Genomic DNA, 14,037 nt, shown 5'->3' with positions numbered 1-14,037 from the left:
CGAATGCGGGCACATACAGGCGTCTCAATTGACAATTTTAACGCCTTTGATAGACTGAAAAACCATCTCAAACCCGGAGGTCCCGATGGGACAGAGCCAGGAAGCCAGAATGGCGGCTCTTCTCGAAACCAATCCGGAATTCAAGAACCTGGTCCACGAACACCGGATGCTCGACGATAAACTGAAGGAACTCGACCGGAAGGTCTACCTGACGCCCGACGAGGAAATGGAACGGAAGCGTCTGCAGAAACTGAAGCTGGCCAAAAAGGATCAGATCGCCAAGATTCTTACCGGCCAATAGGCGGACCCGCCGGAAGACCGTTTTCATCCGGAACCGTACGACCCTTGAGCGGGGTTCCCCCACGAGGGGCTTTTTTTATTTCGGGAAAGGCGGCTTGAAAAAAGTATGCGAAGCGACCGAACGAAAAAGGGATTGGAGCGGATGCCGCACCGCGCGCTCTACTGCGCATCGGGGGTGCCGCAGGCCGCGATGGGGAAACCGTTCATCGGCGTGGCGACTTCGTTCACCGACCTCGTGCCGGGCCACGTGGGGATGCGCAGCCTGGAGCGTGTCGTGGAAAACGGCGTCCACGCCGCCGGGGGGTACCCTTTCCTGTTCGGCGTTCCGGCGGTGTGCGACGGGATCGCCATGGGGCACAGGGGCATGCACTATTCCCTGCCTCTTCGCGAATTGATCGCGGACATGGTCGAGTCGGTCGCCGAGGCCCACGCGCTCGACGGCCTGGTGCTGCTGACCAACTGCGACAAGATCACACCGGGAATGCTGATGGCCGCCGCGCGGCTCGACATCCCCTGCATCGTGCTGACCGCGGGCCCGATGCTTTCCGGGCGGTTGGGGGACCGGCGCCTGTCTCTCGTGAGCGACACCTTCGAGGCTGTGGGGCGCTTCCAGCGCGGCGAGATCGACGCTGCAACGCTGCGCCGCCTCGAGGCGGAGGCGTGCCCCGGCGAAGGCTCCTGCCAGGGGCTCTACACCGCGAACACCATGGCCTGCCTTACGGAAACGCTCGGGATGTCCCTTCCCGGCTGCGCGACGGCGCTCGCCGGGATGTCCAAGAAGCGCCACATCGGCTACGCGACGGGTCAGAGGATCGTGGAACTCGTCCGCAAGGGGATCAACCCCCGGCGGATCCTGACCCGCGCCTCTTTCGAGAACGCAGTCCGGGTGGACATGGCGTTGGGAGGCTCATCCAACTCCGTACTCCACCTTCTGGCGATCGCGCACGAGGCGAATGTGGAGCTTCCGCTCGATGATTTCGACCGGCTGTCGAGGGAGACCCCCCAGCTCACGACGGTCACGCCCGCGGGGCCGCACATGATGGAGGACGTGGAATTCTCCGGCGGGATCCCGGCGGTGCTGAACCGGCTCCTGCCGATGCTTAAGAAAAACCCGACGGTGTCGGGGGAGGACATCACCTCGATCGCACGGCGCGGAAAGGTGCTGAACGACGGAATCATCCGGCGGCTCGAAGCACCGGTTAGGCAAGAGGGCGGGATCGCCATCCTGAGAGGGAACCTCGCCCCCGGCGGCGCGGTCGTCAAGCAGTCCGGGGTCGATCCCTCGATGTTCAGGTTCCGCGGGAAGGCGAAGGCGTTCGACTCGGAAGATGCCGCAATGGCCGCGATCATGGCCGGCAAGATCCGGCCGGGCATGGTCGTCGTCATACGGTACGAAGGCCCGAAAGGCGGGCCGGGGATGCGCGAGATGCTCTCGCCGACTTCCGCGATCATGGGAATGGGGCTCGGGACGAAGGTGGCGCTCATCACCGACGGGCGCTTCTCCGGCGGGACGCACGGGCCGTGCATAGGCCATATATCCCCCGAGGCGATGGAGTGCGGTCCGATCGGGCTCGTCCGGGACGGGGACGAAATCGTCCTGGACATACCGAAGAGAAAACTGACGCTCGATGTTCCTGCATCGGAGCTGGCCCGCCGCCGGAAGGCGTGGAAGGCGCCGGCGCCAAAGATCCTGGCGGGATACCTGTCTCGTTACGCGAAGCTGGTGCGCTCTGCCGGCACCGGCGCGGTCATATCATAAGGAACGTCCCGGGAGAGGACTCGGCAGGGCCGTAAAAGGAACGCAGTCCACGACCGGGGTGGACCAATCGCAAGGGGATGGCAGGACTGTCCCTGTTTTCCCGGATGGAGGTGAAAAGCCGTGAAGATGAGCGGAGCGGAAATATTCGTAAAGGCGCTGGCCGACCTCGGCGTCGACGTGGTGTTCGGATATCCCGGCGGCGCGGTCCTGCACATCTACGACGAGCTGTTCAAGAACACGAAAGTGCGGCATCTCCTGACGCGGCACGAGCAGGGAGCCGTCCACATGGCGGACGGGTTCGCGCGGGCCTCGGGCAGGACCGGCGTCGCCCTGGTGACCTCCGGCCCCGGCGCGACGAACACCGTTACCGGCATCGCCACGGCGAACATGGACTCTATCCCCATCGTCGTGTTCAGCGGGCAGGTGCCCACGCTCATGATCGGGAACGACGCGTTCCAGGAGGCCGACATCGTCGGCATCACCCGTCCGTGCACGAAGCACAATTACCTGGTCAAGGAGACGAAGGACCTGGCACGCATCATGAAAGAGGCGTTCTACCTGGCATCGACCGGAAGGCCCGGGCCGGTGCTGGTCGACATGCCTAAGGACGTGCTCATGAGCACGGCCGAATACGTCCTTCCGAAGGAAGTCAGCGTGCGCGGCTACCATCCGAACTACGAAGGGCACCCGAAGCAGGTGGAAAGCGCCATCCGGGCCCTTTTGGAGAAGGAGCGCCCGGTCCTCTACGTGGGGGGCGGGATCATACTATCGAGCGCCGCCTCCCTGCTCACGGATTTCGCGCGCATCCTCGGCATCCCCGTAACGCCGACGCTGATGGGAATGGGGGCCTTCCCCGGCACCGACCCGCTGTACATGGGGATGCTCGGCATGCATGGCACCTACCAGGCGAACATGGCGATATCGCACAGCGACATGATCGTGGCGCTGGGTGCGCGCTTCGACGACCGGGTGACGGGAAAGGTCGACGAGTTCGCCCCGCATGCCAAGATCATCCACGTCGACATCGACCCGACGTCGATCCAGAAGAACGTGCCGGTCGACATCCCCATCGTGGGGGACCTTAAAGACGTTCTCAAGAAAATGATAAAGCTCGTCAAGGGCACGAAGGAAGCGGCGGCGTACAGGGAAAAGATCGCCCCCTGGCGGGAGCAGGTCAGGAAGTGGGCCACCACCCACCCCTTGAGCTACAAGAAGACGAAGGGGAAGATCAAGCCCCAGTACGTCGTCGAGCAGGTATATGAGCTCACGAAAGGGAATGCGATCGTAGCGACCGAGGTCGGTCAGAATCAAATGTGGGCCGCGCAGTTCTACAAGTACGACAGGCCTCGGACGTTTCTCTCCTCGGGCGGGCTGGGTACGATGGGGTACGGGTTCCCCGCCGCGATCGGAGCCCAGGTGGCGATGCCGGGGAAACTCGTGGTCGACATCGCCGGGGACGGCAGCATCCAGATGAACATCCAGGAACTGGCGACGGCGGTCCAGTACCGGCAGCCGGTGAAGGTGGTGATCCTGAACAACGGGGTGCTGGGGATGGTCCGCCAATGGCAGGAGCTCTTCTTCCAGGGAAAGTATTCGCAGACGTGCCTGCCTCAGATCCCCGATTTCGTGAAGCTGGCCGAGGCGTACGGCGCGAAAGGGTTCCGCGCGACCCGCACGGAGGACGTGGCGGGGGTCCTCAAGAAAGGCTTCGAAGCCGACGGGCCGGTGTTCATCGACATCGCCTGCGACCCGAACGAGATGGTCTACCCGATGGTGCCCGCGGGGGCGCCGCTTACGAAGATGCTGCTGGTCTGACGGACCTTCGACAGGCCGTCAAGGAGAGCCGCCGATGCGCCACACCATTTCAGTGCTCGTCGAGAACGAATTCGGGGTTTTGAGCCGCGTCTCGGGCCTCTTTTCCGGCCGCGGTTTCAACATCGAATCCCTCTCGGTCGCCGAGACGGTGGATCCTTCCGTTTCGCGGATGACCATCGTAACCAGCGGCAACGACCAGATCATCGAGCAGATCCTGAAGCAGCTGAACAAGCTCATCTCGGTCATCAAGGTCGTCGACCTCACGGGAGCCGATACGGTGGACCGGGAGCTCGTCCTTATCAAGGTAAACGCCGACCCGGAGACGAAGACCGAGGTTCTGCGGCTCGTGGACATATTCCGGGCGAAGATCGTGGACGTCGCGCCCCGGTGCTACACGGTCGAGATGACCGGAGACGAGGCCAAGGTAAAGGCATTCCTCCAGCTTCTCCGGCCGGTCGGCATCAAGGAGGTCGTTCGCACCGGGCTGGTGTCGATCGCACGGGGCATGTAACGAAATGCAGCGGAGATCCGCCCGGAACGGACGGATTCCATCACGAAGATGCGAGGGGAGGGGAGAACCATGGTGAAGATACTGCGGGAGAAGGACGCAAAGCTCGCCACGCTCAAGAGGAAGACTATAGCGATCCTCGGGTACGGCAGCCAGGGGCACGCCCACGCGAACAACCTGAAGGAAAGCGGGATGAACGTGATAGTCGGAGAGCTGCCGGGAAGCCCCGCTTCGAAGAAGGCGGAGGATGCCGGGTTCGAGGTGCTCGACGCGTCGTCGGCCGTCGCGAAGGCGGACGTGGTCTGCATGCTTCTCCCCGATGAACTTCAGGGGCGGATCTACCGGGACTCGGTCGGGCCGAATCTGAAAAAAGGGGCGTTTCTCCTGTTCGCCCACGGCTTCAACATCCATTTCGGGCAGATCGTGCCCGGGGACGACATAAATGTAATCATGGTTGCGCCGAAGGGACCCGGCCACCTCGTCAGGTCGCAGTACCTGAAAGGTGAAGGAGTGCCGGCTCTCATCGCCTTGCATCAGGATCCCTCACGGAAGAGCAAGGAAGTCGCGCTTGCCTACGCGGCGGGGATCGGCGCCGCGCGCGCGGGGGTGATAGAGACGACCTTCCGCGAGGAGACGGAGACGGACCTGTTCGGAGAGCAGGCTGTCCTCTGCGGCGGCGTCACCGCGCTGGTCCTGGCGGGGTATGAAACGCTCGTCGAGGCGGGTTATGCGCCGGAGATGGCGTACTTCGAATGCCTGCATGAATTGAAACTCATCGTGGACCTGATCTACGAGGGCGGGATCTCCACGATGCGGTATTCGATCAGCAACACGGCTCAGTACGGCGACCTGACGCGCGGCCCGCGGGTCATAACGGATGAGACCCGGAAGGAAATGAAGCGGATGCTGGAAGAGGTCCGGAACGGTTCCTTCGCCCGCGAGTGGATGCTTGAGAACCAGGCCAACCGTCCCATGTTCAACGCGCTCACGAAACGGGGAGAAGAGCACCCGATCGAGGAGGTCGGGCGACGGCTCCGCGCCCTGATGCCGTGGATCGCGAAGGGACGGCTGGTTGACAAGTCGAAGAACTGATCCCGCTCCGGAGGCTGGCGGGCAGCGGGAAGGAAGCGCATTGATCGCCCCGGAAGGCATACCTTTCGTTCTGGGCGCGGCGGGTGTTACTGCGGCGCTGTTTTTCGTGTGGCCGAAGAGCGTTCCGCTTGCGGCGGTCGCGCTGGTACTGACCGCCTTCATGGCGTGGTTCTTCCGGGATCCGGAACGGGTCCCTCCGCCCGAGCCGGGCGCTGTAATATCCCCGGCGGACGGGAAGATCGTCTTCTGCGGGGATTTTCCGCCGGGCCGATATTCCGCGGAACCGGTGAAGATGGTGAGCGTGTTCATGTCGGTGTTCGACGTCCATGTCAACCGCGCGCCGGTCTCGGGAAAAGTGGCGTCGGTGCTGTATAACCCGGGGAAATTCCTCGTGGCGAGCGTGGACAAGGCGTCGCTGGAAAACGAGCAGAACGGCGTGGCCCTGGAAACCGCGGAGGGCCACCGTGTCACGTACGTGCAGATCGCCGGGTTGATAGCCAGGCGAATCGTGTGTTACCTGTCGCAAGGAGATATAGTAATGAAGGGTCAGCGCGTGGGGATGATCAGGTTCGGTTCGCGCGTGGACGTTCTGCTGCCCGCCTCCGCGGTCCTGCGAGTCAAGGCGGGGGACCGGGTCCGGGCGGGAGAAAGCATCGTGGGGGTGATTCCATGAGGAAAAGGATCCGCAGGGAGCAGGGGATCGGCAAGGGGATCTACGTTCTTCCCAACCTGATCACGTCGGGGTCCCTCTTCGCGGGCTTCTACTCGATCGCGTCCACCTACAACGGCCAGTTCGAGAAGGCGGCCATGGCGATCATCGCGGGGGTGGTGCTCGACGGGCTGGACGGCCGGGTGGCGCGGATGACCCGCACCACCACGAAGTTCGGCGTGGAGTACGACTCGCTGGCGGACCTCGTTTCGTTCGGCGTGGCGCCCGCGTTCCTTGTCTACGGATGGGCGCTGTCGCAGTTCGGCCGGTGGGGGTGGCTCGCGGCGTTCCTTTACCTCATCTGCGGCGCGCTCCGGCTGGCGCGGTTCAACGTCCAGGTGAATACCGTCGAGAAGGGGAAGTTCAACGGGCTGCCGATTCCGGCGGCCGCCACTTTCGTCTCGTCGATCATACTTCTTTTCTACTATCTCGACGGATCGGGGAGCCTCAAGCACCTCGCGCTGCTGCTTGCCATATACATACTTGCCTTCCTGATGGTGAGCACGGTCAAGTACAACAGCTTCAAGGACCTCGAGGCGTTCAGGCGGCGGCCGTTCAACACGCTCGTGGTCTTCATATTCCTTGCGCTCCTGCTGGCGGCGGAGCCTCAGGTGATGATATTCATCTTCACGGCGGGATACGTCATATCGGGGCCGATCGGCGAGCTGTTCGCCTTCGTCCGGCGCCGGCGGGGGAAATTACCGGAAAGCGAGAAACGCGCGGATGGGCATGACGCTTACAGAGAAAATCCTCGCTAAGCATGCGGGGAAAGACCGGGTGGAGCCCGGGGAACTCATACTGGCCAAGGTAGATCTCGCACTCGGCAACGACGTTACGAGCCCCATCGCGATCGACGCGGTACGTAAGATGGGGGTCCGCGAGGTGTTCGACAGGGAAAGGATCGCCCTGGTCCCGGACCACTTCGCCCCGAACAAGGACATAAAGTCCGCCGGGCAGATGAAGATGATGCGGGAGTTCGCCCGCGAATACGGCATCGTCAACTACTTCGAGGTCGGCCGCATGGGGATCGAGCACGTCCTGCTTCCGGACGAGGGGCTCGTCGTTCCCGGGGACCTCGTGATCGGCGCCGACAGCCACACCTGCACCTACGGCGCCCTGTGCGCCTTTTCAACCGGCGTCGGAAGCACCGACCTGGCCGCGGCGATGATCTCGGGCGAGGTGTGGCTCAAGGTTCCCGACGCCCTGCGCATAGTCCTCACCGGCAAGCCGGGGAAGTGGGTGGAGGGGAAGGACGTCATCCTCCACATCATCGGAAAGATCGGCGTGGACGGCGCGCTCTACCAGTCGATGGAGTACGCCGGAGACGGGCTCGCCCATCTTCCCATGGCGTGGCGGTTCACGGTATCCAACATGGCGATAGAAGCGGGCGCCAAGAACGGGATCTTCCCGTTCGACGCCGCGACCCGCGCCTACGCGGAAGCGCGCGCGAAACGGAAGTTCGAGGTCGTCGAGGCCGACCGGGAGGCGAAATACGCCGCCGGGATGTCTGTGGACCTTTCGTCGCTCGAACCGCAGGTGGCCTTCCCGCACCTGCCGGAGAACACGAGGCCCCTTTCGCAGGTGGGCAACGTGCCTGTGGACCAGGTGGTCGTGGGCTCCTGCACCAACGGCAGGATCGAGGACCTGCGAAGCGCGGCCGCCGTGCTGCGGGGGCGCAAGGTGCACGACGGCGTGCGGATGCTCATCTTCCCCGCCACGCAGGAGATCTACCTCCAGGCGATGCGGGAAGGGCTGATGGAGGTCTTCGTCACGGCGGGCGCCGCGTTCTCCACCCCCACGTGCGGGCCCTGCCTGGGCGGACACATGGGAGTGCTCGCCAAAGGGGAGCGGGCGATCGCCACGACCAACCGCAACTTCGTCGGCCGCATGGGACACCCGGAGAGCGAGGTCTACCTCGCAAATCCCGCCGTCGCGGCGGCCTCGGCCGTCCTCGGCCGCATCGCGAGCCCGGCCGAATTGGGACTTTAACGGAAAGGCCGGGCGAAGCCCACCGTAGCTGCATCATCTTCCAACACGCACCACTTACAAACGGAATGGGGGAAAAACAGACGTGATCCTGAAAGGGCGTGCATGGAAGTACGGCGACGACGTCGACACCGACGTCATCATCCCCGCGCGGTACCTCAACACGAGCGACCCGGCGGAGCTGGCTAAGCACTGCATGGAGGACATCGACCCGGAGTACGCGTCGAAGGTTTCCCCCGGCGACTTCATCGTGGCCGGAAAGAACTTCGGCTGCGGCTCGTCGCGGGAGCATGCTCCGATCTCCATAAAGGCGTCCGGGGCAAGCGCGGTTATCGCCAGGTCCTTCGCCCGGATCTTCTACCGAAACTCCTTCAACATGGGGCTGCCGATCTTCGAGGCCCCGCAGGCGGTCGACGAGATCGGGAAGGGCGACATCCTTTCCGTGGACATGGAGAAGGGCATCCTGCGAAACGAGACGAACAAGAAGGAGTACCGGATAGTTCCCGTCCCCCCGTTCATGCAGGAACTGGTAGCCGCGGGTGGGCTGCTCAATTACGTGTCGGCCCGCCGAAAGGGGAAGTAAGCCGATGCCCAATATCTGCGTGTTTCCCGGCGACGGGATAGGCCCCGAGGTCGTGCGTGAAGCGCTTTCGGTCCTGGCGACGATAGAGGAGATATCGGGCCGCCGCCGGTTCGAAACGGAAGAGGAGCTGTTGGGCGGGGCCTCTTACGACGTCCACAAGGTCCCGATGACCGATAAGGCGATGTCGCTGGCGAAGTCGGCGGACGCGGTGCTGCTCGGAGCCGTCGGAGGCCCGAAGTGGGACACGCTGCCGTTCGAGGTGCGGCCCGAGAGGGCGCTTCTGGGCTTGAGGAAAAACCTGGGGCTTTTCGCGAATCTCCGCCCGGCGAAGGTTTACACCCCGTTGCTGGACGCGTCACCCCTCCGCCGGGAGCTCGTGGAGGGGATCGACATCATGGTCGTGCGGGAGCTGACGGGAGGAATCTACTTCGGCGAGCCGCGCGGCGTCCGGATAGTGAACGGCGTCGAGACGGGAATCAATACGGAGATATACACCCGGCCGGAGATCGAGCGGGTCGCCCGCGTCGCCTTCGAACTGGCGAGAAAACGGAACCGCAAGGTGATGTCGGTCGACAAGTCCAACGTGCTGGAGGCCACGGAGCTGTGGCGCAGGATCGTGACCGAGGTTCACGGCCGCGAATACGGCGACGTGGAGCTTTCCCACATGCTGGTGGACAACTGCGCTATGCAGCTTATCCGCTGGCCGAAGCAATTCGACGTCATCGTCACGACGAACCTCTTCGGCGACATCCTGACCGACGAGGCGTCGATGATCACCGGCTCCATCGGCATGCTTCCGTCGGCCTCGATAGGCGGGGACGTGGGGATGTACGAGCCGATCCACGGAAGCGCACCGGACATCGCGGGGAGGGGCGTGGCAAACCCCCTGGCGACGATACTTTCGATCGCGATGATGCTAAAGTATTCCTTCGATCTTCCCGGTGAGTCCCTTCTTATCGAGGATGCGGTGGAGCGGGTCCTCGCCGACGGATACCGCACCGGGGACATTTTCCGCGAGGGGCCGGGCGTGCGCCGCGTGGGGACGAAAGAAATGGGCGGGAAGGTTCGCGAGGAAATACGGAAACGGTCCTGAGGCGTAAGCATTCGGCAGCGCATTCTGGATAAACACAAGAGGAGAGGTGGAGCGATGAGCGCCAGGAGTTTCAACGTCGCGGTGGCCGGTGCGACCGGGGCCGTCGGTGAAGTGATGCTGCAAATTCTCGAGGAGCGGAAGTTCCCCGTGAAGAACATCCGCCTGCTCGCGTCCGAGCGTTCGGTCGGCAAAAGGCTCAAGTTCAAGGGGGAGCAGGTTCCGGTAGAATTGCTCCAAAAGACCGCCTTCAAGGGGATCGACATCGCCCTGTTTTCCGCAGGCGCATCCCGGAGCAAGGAATTCGCGGCGGCTGCATGGGAGTCGGGCGCGGTGGTGATCGACAACTCCTCCGCCTTCCGGATGGAGCCGGACATTCCGCTCGTGGTGCCGGAGATAAACCCCCACGCGATCGCGCAGTTCAGGAACCGCGGGATCATCGCCAACCCCAACTGCACCACCATCGTCGCGATCATGCCCCTGAAGCCCCTCCACGACTACGGAAGGCTCAAGAGGGTGGTGGCCTCCTCCTACCAGGCGACCTCCGGAGCCGGCGCCAAGGCAATGGCGGAGTTGATCACGCAGACGAAGTCCTTCGCGAAGGGCGAGAAGATGGAAGTGGCGGCCTTCAAGCACCAGATCGCCTTCAACGTCATCCCGCACATCGACGCATTCCTGGAGAACGGCTACACCAAGGAAGAGATGAAGATGACGAACGAGGGGCGGAAGATCATGGAGATCCCGAACCTTCGCGTAGCCTGCACCACGGTGAGGGTGCCGGTGCTCACCGCCCACTCGATCTCCATCAACGCCGAGTTCGAAAAGAAGATCACCCGCGAGAAGGCGCGCGAGCTGATCGCGAAGTTCCCCGGCTGCCAGGTTATGGACGATCCGGCGAACAACGTCTACCCCATGCCGCTCTTCTGCGCCGGGAAGGACGACTGCTACGTCGGACGCATCCGCGAGGACGTCAGCGCGGAGAACGCGCTCAACTTCTGGGTGTGCGGCGACCAGCTCCGGAAAGGGGCGGCCCTGAACGCCATCCAGATCGGGGAGCTGCTCGTGAAGAACCACCTGGTTCCCGCATAACCCGCATTTCTTACCAGGCTTCTGCTGCGGCTGCGGATACGGGCATGACTACTGCGTTGCACTCGGTCGGGCTCCTCGACGTAGTGTAAACTACGTCTCCGGGGCCCTCGGTCGCGCGCCTTGTATTGCTGCCAGGACGGCAGCATGCCGCGTAGGCCATGGATGGCCGGGAGCGGCCCACGCCCGTCTCCACCGCCTCGCGACGAACCCTGGTAAGAATTACGGGTTCAGCGGACAGGAACGAATCCAGCAAACGGTGGGGGAGCACAGGATGCGGCGGGTCAAGCTGACGCTGGCCTACGACGGTACCGCTTACCGCGGATTCCAGGTCCAACCCAACGGACCGACGATCCAGTCGGCGGCGGAGGATGCGCTTTCCCGGCTCCTGCAGGAACCTGTCAAGCTGCGCGCGGCGGGGCGGACCGACGCAGGCGTCCACGCGCGCGAGCAGACGGTCGATTTCGGCGATTCCGGGAAACGGTCTGTCGAAACGATCATGCGCGGAGGAAATGCCCTCCTCCCGCCCGACATACGTATCCTTGCCGCCTCGGAAGTTCCGGAATCGTTCAATGCCCGCCGCGATGCGAAGGAAAAAGAGTACCGGTATTTTCTTCACCTGCATCCCGTGGCGTCGCCGTTCTTTTCGCGCTACTCCTGGCACCTGGAAAAGCCGCTCGACCTGGCATCGATGCGGGAAGCGTTGTCTCACGCGACGGGGGAGCACGATTTTTCCGCCTTCCGCGGGCAGGGATGCACGGCGAAGACGACGGTCCGGACTATCTACCGGTCGGAATTGAGGGAGGAAATTCCGGCGCTCTTCTCGGTGTCCATCGCAGGCAGCGGCTTCCTCCGGCACATGGTCCGCAATCTCGTGGGCACGGTCGTGGACGCAGGAAAAGGGAAGATCCCGCCGGAACGGCTGCGGGACCTTCTCACATTGAAGGACCGTTCCGAGGCGGGCCCCACCGCCCCCGCCACGGGCCTCTTTCTCTGGTCGGTGCGCTATTAAGCCCAAAGGCCTCTTTCTGCCATTCGTTCCTTGCTATCTCCCTGCGCTTTGCCATAATGTGTGCATTCCCATCAGGGGCGATATCGTCATTGTGCTTGTCGACATTTTCATCGTGCCGGAAAACGGTGCTTATTCTGCTCTTCTTCTCGGCGTGTTATCTCTTCCTTTCGGGTTGTGGTGTGTCTCCCGACAGAAAAGCTTATGAAGAGGCGGTTTCCCTGATGTCGATGGAGAAAGCGAAACGATTCTTCGAGTTATACCCGGATAGCCGTTACGGCGACAGGCTCGCCGCCGAAATCGTCGAGTGGTGCAGGCAAGATGGCACCGGGGAATGCCGCCGGATGGCGCTGGAGGCGCTTCCGAAAGACCATCCGCGCCGCGTCGAGCTTGCGGACGTTAGTGAAAACGTTGACGGGAAACCTTTCGGGCGGTGATGCGCCGAAGGAAACAGTACAGCTAAAGGTAGGTGGAGGTTGAAGCGAATCGGTGAATCCCGGCGTTATGCCGGATTGACTATCGTGTTCCTGATCGTCGTCCTGTGCGGATGCGGGACCAAAATGGTCGTCATCCCACAGGTCGAATCGACGGCCAAGGCGGATTTCCGCATCTTGGGCAAGATCGAATATGAAGGTAGGCCGGACTATCTCCCGGCGACGGTTGCAGGGGACAATACCGCCGATGCCCGCCTGGTGATCAAATACACTTACAACTCTGCTTACGGCGACGACAGCATCAACCAGGCGGTGGCGCTGTTCAATCCCCTCACCGGGATCGGTTTCCCGATCGGCGGAAATACCTTCATCGTGGGGGGAACTCTCGAAGTCATCGTTGGACAAAAGGTCGTCAAGTCCTACACGTCGACCTGCGCCTTCGAGGTGACGAGGAATCTTTTCTACGAGGGGGACACGTATACGGAGTTGAGAAGGGAAGGACTGATGCAGATAAAGAAGAATATAGAAACCCAGATGTACCTCGACAGAAAATTTCTGACCGAACTGAAGATCCCCCGTTAAGCATGATTCCATTCCAAACGGTAAAGGAGGGTAGTATGCAGAATAACGGGAAATCACTGTTGCGGCTGTCGGTTGTTTTCTCCGCGATCTTGTTCTTATCCGCCTGCGCAACGCTCGGTCCCCCATTCCAAAAGGCCAACAAAGCCCCGGAAAAAATGGGATTGGTGTACTTCTATCGCCCAAGCGGTTTCGTCGGCGGCGCCGTTGCGTACGATATAAAAACAGCGGATAACAATGTCATCACCACGTTGCACAGCGGGGGATACTTCCCCTATTACTCGAATACGGGTGAAAACGAGTTCTGGGCGAGGACCGAGTCCAGGAGTTCAGTTACGCTCGATGTTAAACCCGGGGGGGTGTATTTCGTGAAAGGGACGGTCGGCGTCGGGTTTTTCGTGGGTCGTCCCCACCTGATCGTCGTACCGAACGAAATCGCTGAAAAGGAAATTGTCGAGTGCAAGCTGATCCCCCTTCCCGCAAAAGAGGAGGGAAAGGATTCGGCAAAGGAGAAATAATAGGGGGGGTGTCCCGTTGCAAGGCGCACGGCATAAACGCCGCGCGTATCACTTTCCCCTTGACGATGAACGCGGCGTGGGATTAAATATACCCTTTGATTTTCAAGGGGAAAGGTTTGCGCCGATGAAGAAGACGGAATATTTCACCAGGGACGAGGCAAACCAGGCCTGGTACGTGCTGGACGCCAGCGGCATGATCCTGGGGCGTCTCGCCACGAAGGTGGCCGAGGTCCTTCGCGGGAAAAACAAGACGAAGTTCACCCCCAACGCCGATATCGGCGATTTCGTCATCGTGGTCAACGCCGGGAAGATAAAACTGACCGGGAACAAGATGAAGGAAAAGGCCTACCACCATCACTCGGGTTATATGGGGGGGCTGAAGTCCACCACGCCCGAGAAAGTTCTTGCGTCGAAGAACCCGGAGAGGATCGTCGAATGGGCGGTTCGCGGTATGCTGCCCAAGACGCGCCTGGGAGACCGTCTCTTCACCAAGCTGAAAGTCTACGCAGGTCCCGAGCATCCCCACAAGGCCCAGCAGCCCAAGGCGCTGGCGGTCAACGAATAGGAGA

Annotated in this window: 16 protein-coding genes; all 16 read left to right on the top strand. The window is 62.2% G+C overall.

What is annotated here, in order from left to right; genetic code table 11:
• Window positions 1-109 precede the first annotated feature (109 nt).
• The 16 genes from HY896_12135 (at window position 110) to rplM (ending at window position 14,033) form a co-directional block, all read left to right on the top strand.
• Complete coding sequence (locus HY896_12135; GenBank protein MBI5577097.1) at window positions 110-301, top strand: YdcH family protein; 192 nt, start codon at window positions 110-112, stop codon at window positions 299-301.
• A gap of 105 nt (window positions 302-406) precedes the next feature.
• The gene (gene ilvD / locus HY896_12130) at window positions 407-2,059 is read left to right on the top strand and encodes a dihydroxy-acid dehydratase (GenBank protein ID MBI5577096.1); all 1,653 of its coding nucleotides are present in this window, start codon (window positions 407-409) and stop codon (window positions 2,057-2,059) included.
• 120 nt (window positions 2,060-2,179) lie between these two features.
• Entirely contained in the window at window positions 2,180-3,874 is a 1,695-nt protein-coding gene (gene ilvB / locus HY896_12125; protein MBI5577095.1) for a biosynthetic-type acetolactate synthase large subunit, read from the top strand.
• Window positions 3,875-3,908: 34 nt separating this feature from the next.
• Window positions 3,909-4,385: an acetolactate synthase small subunit gene (gene ilvN / locus HY896_12120; protein ID MBI5577094.1), complete on the top strand. Its 477-nt coding sequence runs from the start codon at window positions 3,909-3,911 to the stop codon at window positions 4,383-4,385.
• 72 nt (window positions 4,386-4,457) lie between these two features.
• Window positions 4,458-5,474: a ketol-acid reductoisomerase gene (ilvC, locus tag HY896_12115; protein MBI5577093.1), complete on the top strand. Its 1,017-nt coding sequence runs from the start codon at window positions 4,458-4,460 to the stop codon at window positions 5,472-5,474.
• A gap of 40 nt (window positions 5,475-5,514) precedes the next feature.
• A complete protein-coding gene (locus HY896_12110) occupies window positions 5,515-6,147 on the top strand; it encodes a phosphatidylserine decarboxylase family protein (protein MBI5577092.1) in 633 nt (210 codons plus the stop codon).
• Window positions 6,144-6,941: a CDP-diacylglycerol--serine O-phosphatidyltransferase gene (gene pssA / locus HY896_12105; protein ID MBI5577091.1), complete on the top strand. Its 798-nt coding sequence runs from the start codon at window positions 6,144-6,146 to the stop codon at window positions 6,939-6,941. The genes HY896_12110 and pssA overlap by 4 nt, the downstream gene beginning before the upstream one ends.
• Window positions 6,907-8,172, top strand: a complete 1,266-nt coding sequence (gene leuC, locus HY896_12100) for a 3-isopropylmalate dehydratase large subunit (GenBank protein MBI5577090.1) — start codon at window positions 6,907-6,909, stop codon at window positions 8,170-8,172. Before pssA ends, leuC begins: the two co-directional genes overlap by 35 nt.
• 82 nt (window positions 8,173-8,254) lie before the next feature.
• Entirely contained in the window at window positions 8,255-8,752 is a 498-nt protein-coding gene (gene leuD, locus HY896_12095; GenBank protein MBI5577089.1) for a 3-isopropylmalate dehydratase small subunit, read from the top strand.
• 4 nt (window positions 8,753-8,756) lie between these two features.
• Window positions 8,757-9,845, top strand: a complete 1,089-nt coding sequence (gene leuB, locus HY896_12090) for a 3-isopropylmalate dehydrogenase (protein MBI5577088.1) — start codon at window positions 8,757-8,759, stop codon at window positions 9,843-9,845.
• 54 nt (window positions 9,846-9,899) lie between these two features.
• Window positions 9,900-10,931, top strand: a complete 1,032-nt coding sequence (locus HY896_12085; GenBank protein MBI5577087.1) for an aspartate-semialdehyde dehydrogenase — start codon at window positions 9,900-9,902, stop codon at window positions 10,929-10,931.
• A gap of 271 nt (window positions 10,932-11,202) precedes the next feature.
• Window positions 11,203-11,940 (top strand): tRNA pseudouridine(38-40) synthase TruA, encoded by a 738-nt coding sequence (gene truA, locus HY896_12080; GenBank protein MBI5577086.1) that lies wholly within the window; start codon window positions 11,203-11,205, stop codon window positions 11,938-11,940.
• 125 nt (window positions 11,941-12,065) lie between these two features.
• The gene (locus HY896_12075; protein ID MBI5577085.1) at window positions 12,066-12,374 is read left to right on the top strand and encodes a hypothetical protein; all 309 of its coding nucleotides are present in this window, start codon (window positions 12,066-12,068) and stop codon (window positions 12,372-12,374) included.
• Window positions 12,375-12,413: 39 nt separating this feature from the next.
• Entirely contained in the window at window positions 12,414-12,953 is a 540-nt protein-coding gene (locus HY896_12070; GenBank protein ID MBI5577084.1) for a hypothetical protein, read from the top strand.
• A gap of 164 nt (window positions 12,954-13,117) precedes the next feature.
• Entirely contained in the window at window positions 13,118-13,468 is a 351-nt protein-coding gene (locus HY896_12065) for a hypothetical protein (protein ID MBI5577083.1), read from the top strand.
• Between the two features lie 124 nt (window positions 13,469-13,592).
• Window positions 13,593-14,033 carry a 50S ribosomal protein L13 gene (gene rplM, locus HY896_12060; GenBank protein ID MBI5577082.1) on the top strand — a complete coding sequence of 147 codons (441 nt, stop codon included), beginning with the start codon at window positions 13,593-13,595 and terminating at the stop codon, window positions 14,031-14,033.
• Window positions 14,034-14,037 lie beyond the last annotated feature (4 nt).

This window comes from Deltaproteobacteria bacterium, assembly GCA_016218975.1.
Classification (GTDB): Bacteria; Desulfobacterota; Deferrimicrobia; order Deferrimicrobiales; family Deferrimicrobiaceae; genus JAENIX01.
Note: the sequence above shows the minus strand (reverse complement) of the source record. Positions and strands in the feature narration are given on the sequence as shown.

Coding starts and splice junctions, on each gene's coding strand:
- HY896_12135 (MBI5577097.1), top strand. CDS start 110: ATGGCGGCTCTTCTCGAAACCAATCCGGAATTCAAGAACCTGGTCCAC.
- ilvD (MBI5577096.1), top strand. CDS start 407: ATGCGAAGCGACCGAACGAAAAAGGGATTGGAGCGGATGCCGCACCGC.
- ilvN (MBI5577094.1), top strand. CDS start 3,909: ATGCGCCACACCATTTCAGTGCTCGTCGAGAACGAATTCGGGGTTTTG.
- pssA (MBI5577091.1), top strand. CDS start 6,144: ATGAGGAAAAGGATCCGCAGGGAGCAGGGGATCGGCAAGGGGATCTAC.
- leuC (MBI5577090.1), top strand. CDS start 6,907: ATGGGCATGACGCTTACAGAGAAAATCCTCGCTAAGCATGCGGGGAAA.
- leuB (MBI5577088.1), top strand. CDS start 8,757: ATGCCCAATATCTGCGTGTTTCCCGGCGACGGGATAGGCCCCGAGGTC.
- HY896_12085 (MBI5577087.1), top strand. CDS start 9,900: ATGAGCGCCAGGAGTTTCAACGTCGCGGTGGCCGGTGCGACCGGGGCC.
- truA (MBI5577086.1), top strand. CDS start 11,203: ATGCGGCGGGTCAAGCTGACGCTGGCCTACGACGGTACCGCTTACCGC.
- rplM (MBI5577082.1), top strand. CDS start 13,593: ATGAAGAAGACGGAATATTTCACCAGGGACGAGGCAAACCAGGCCTGG.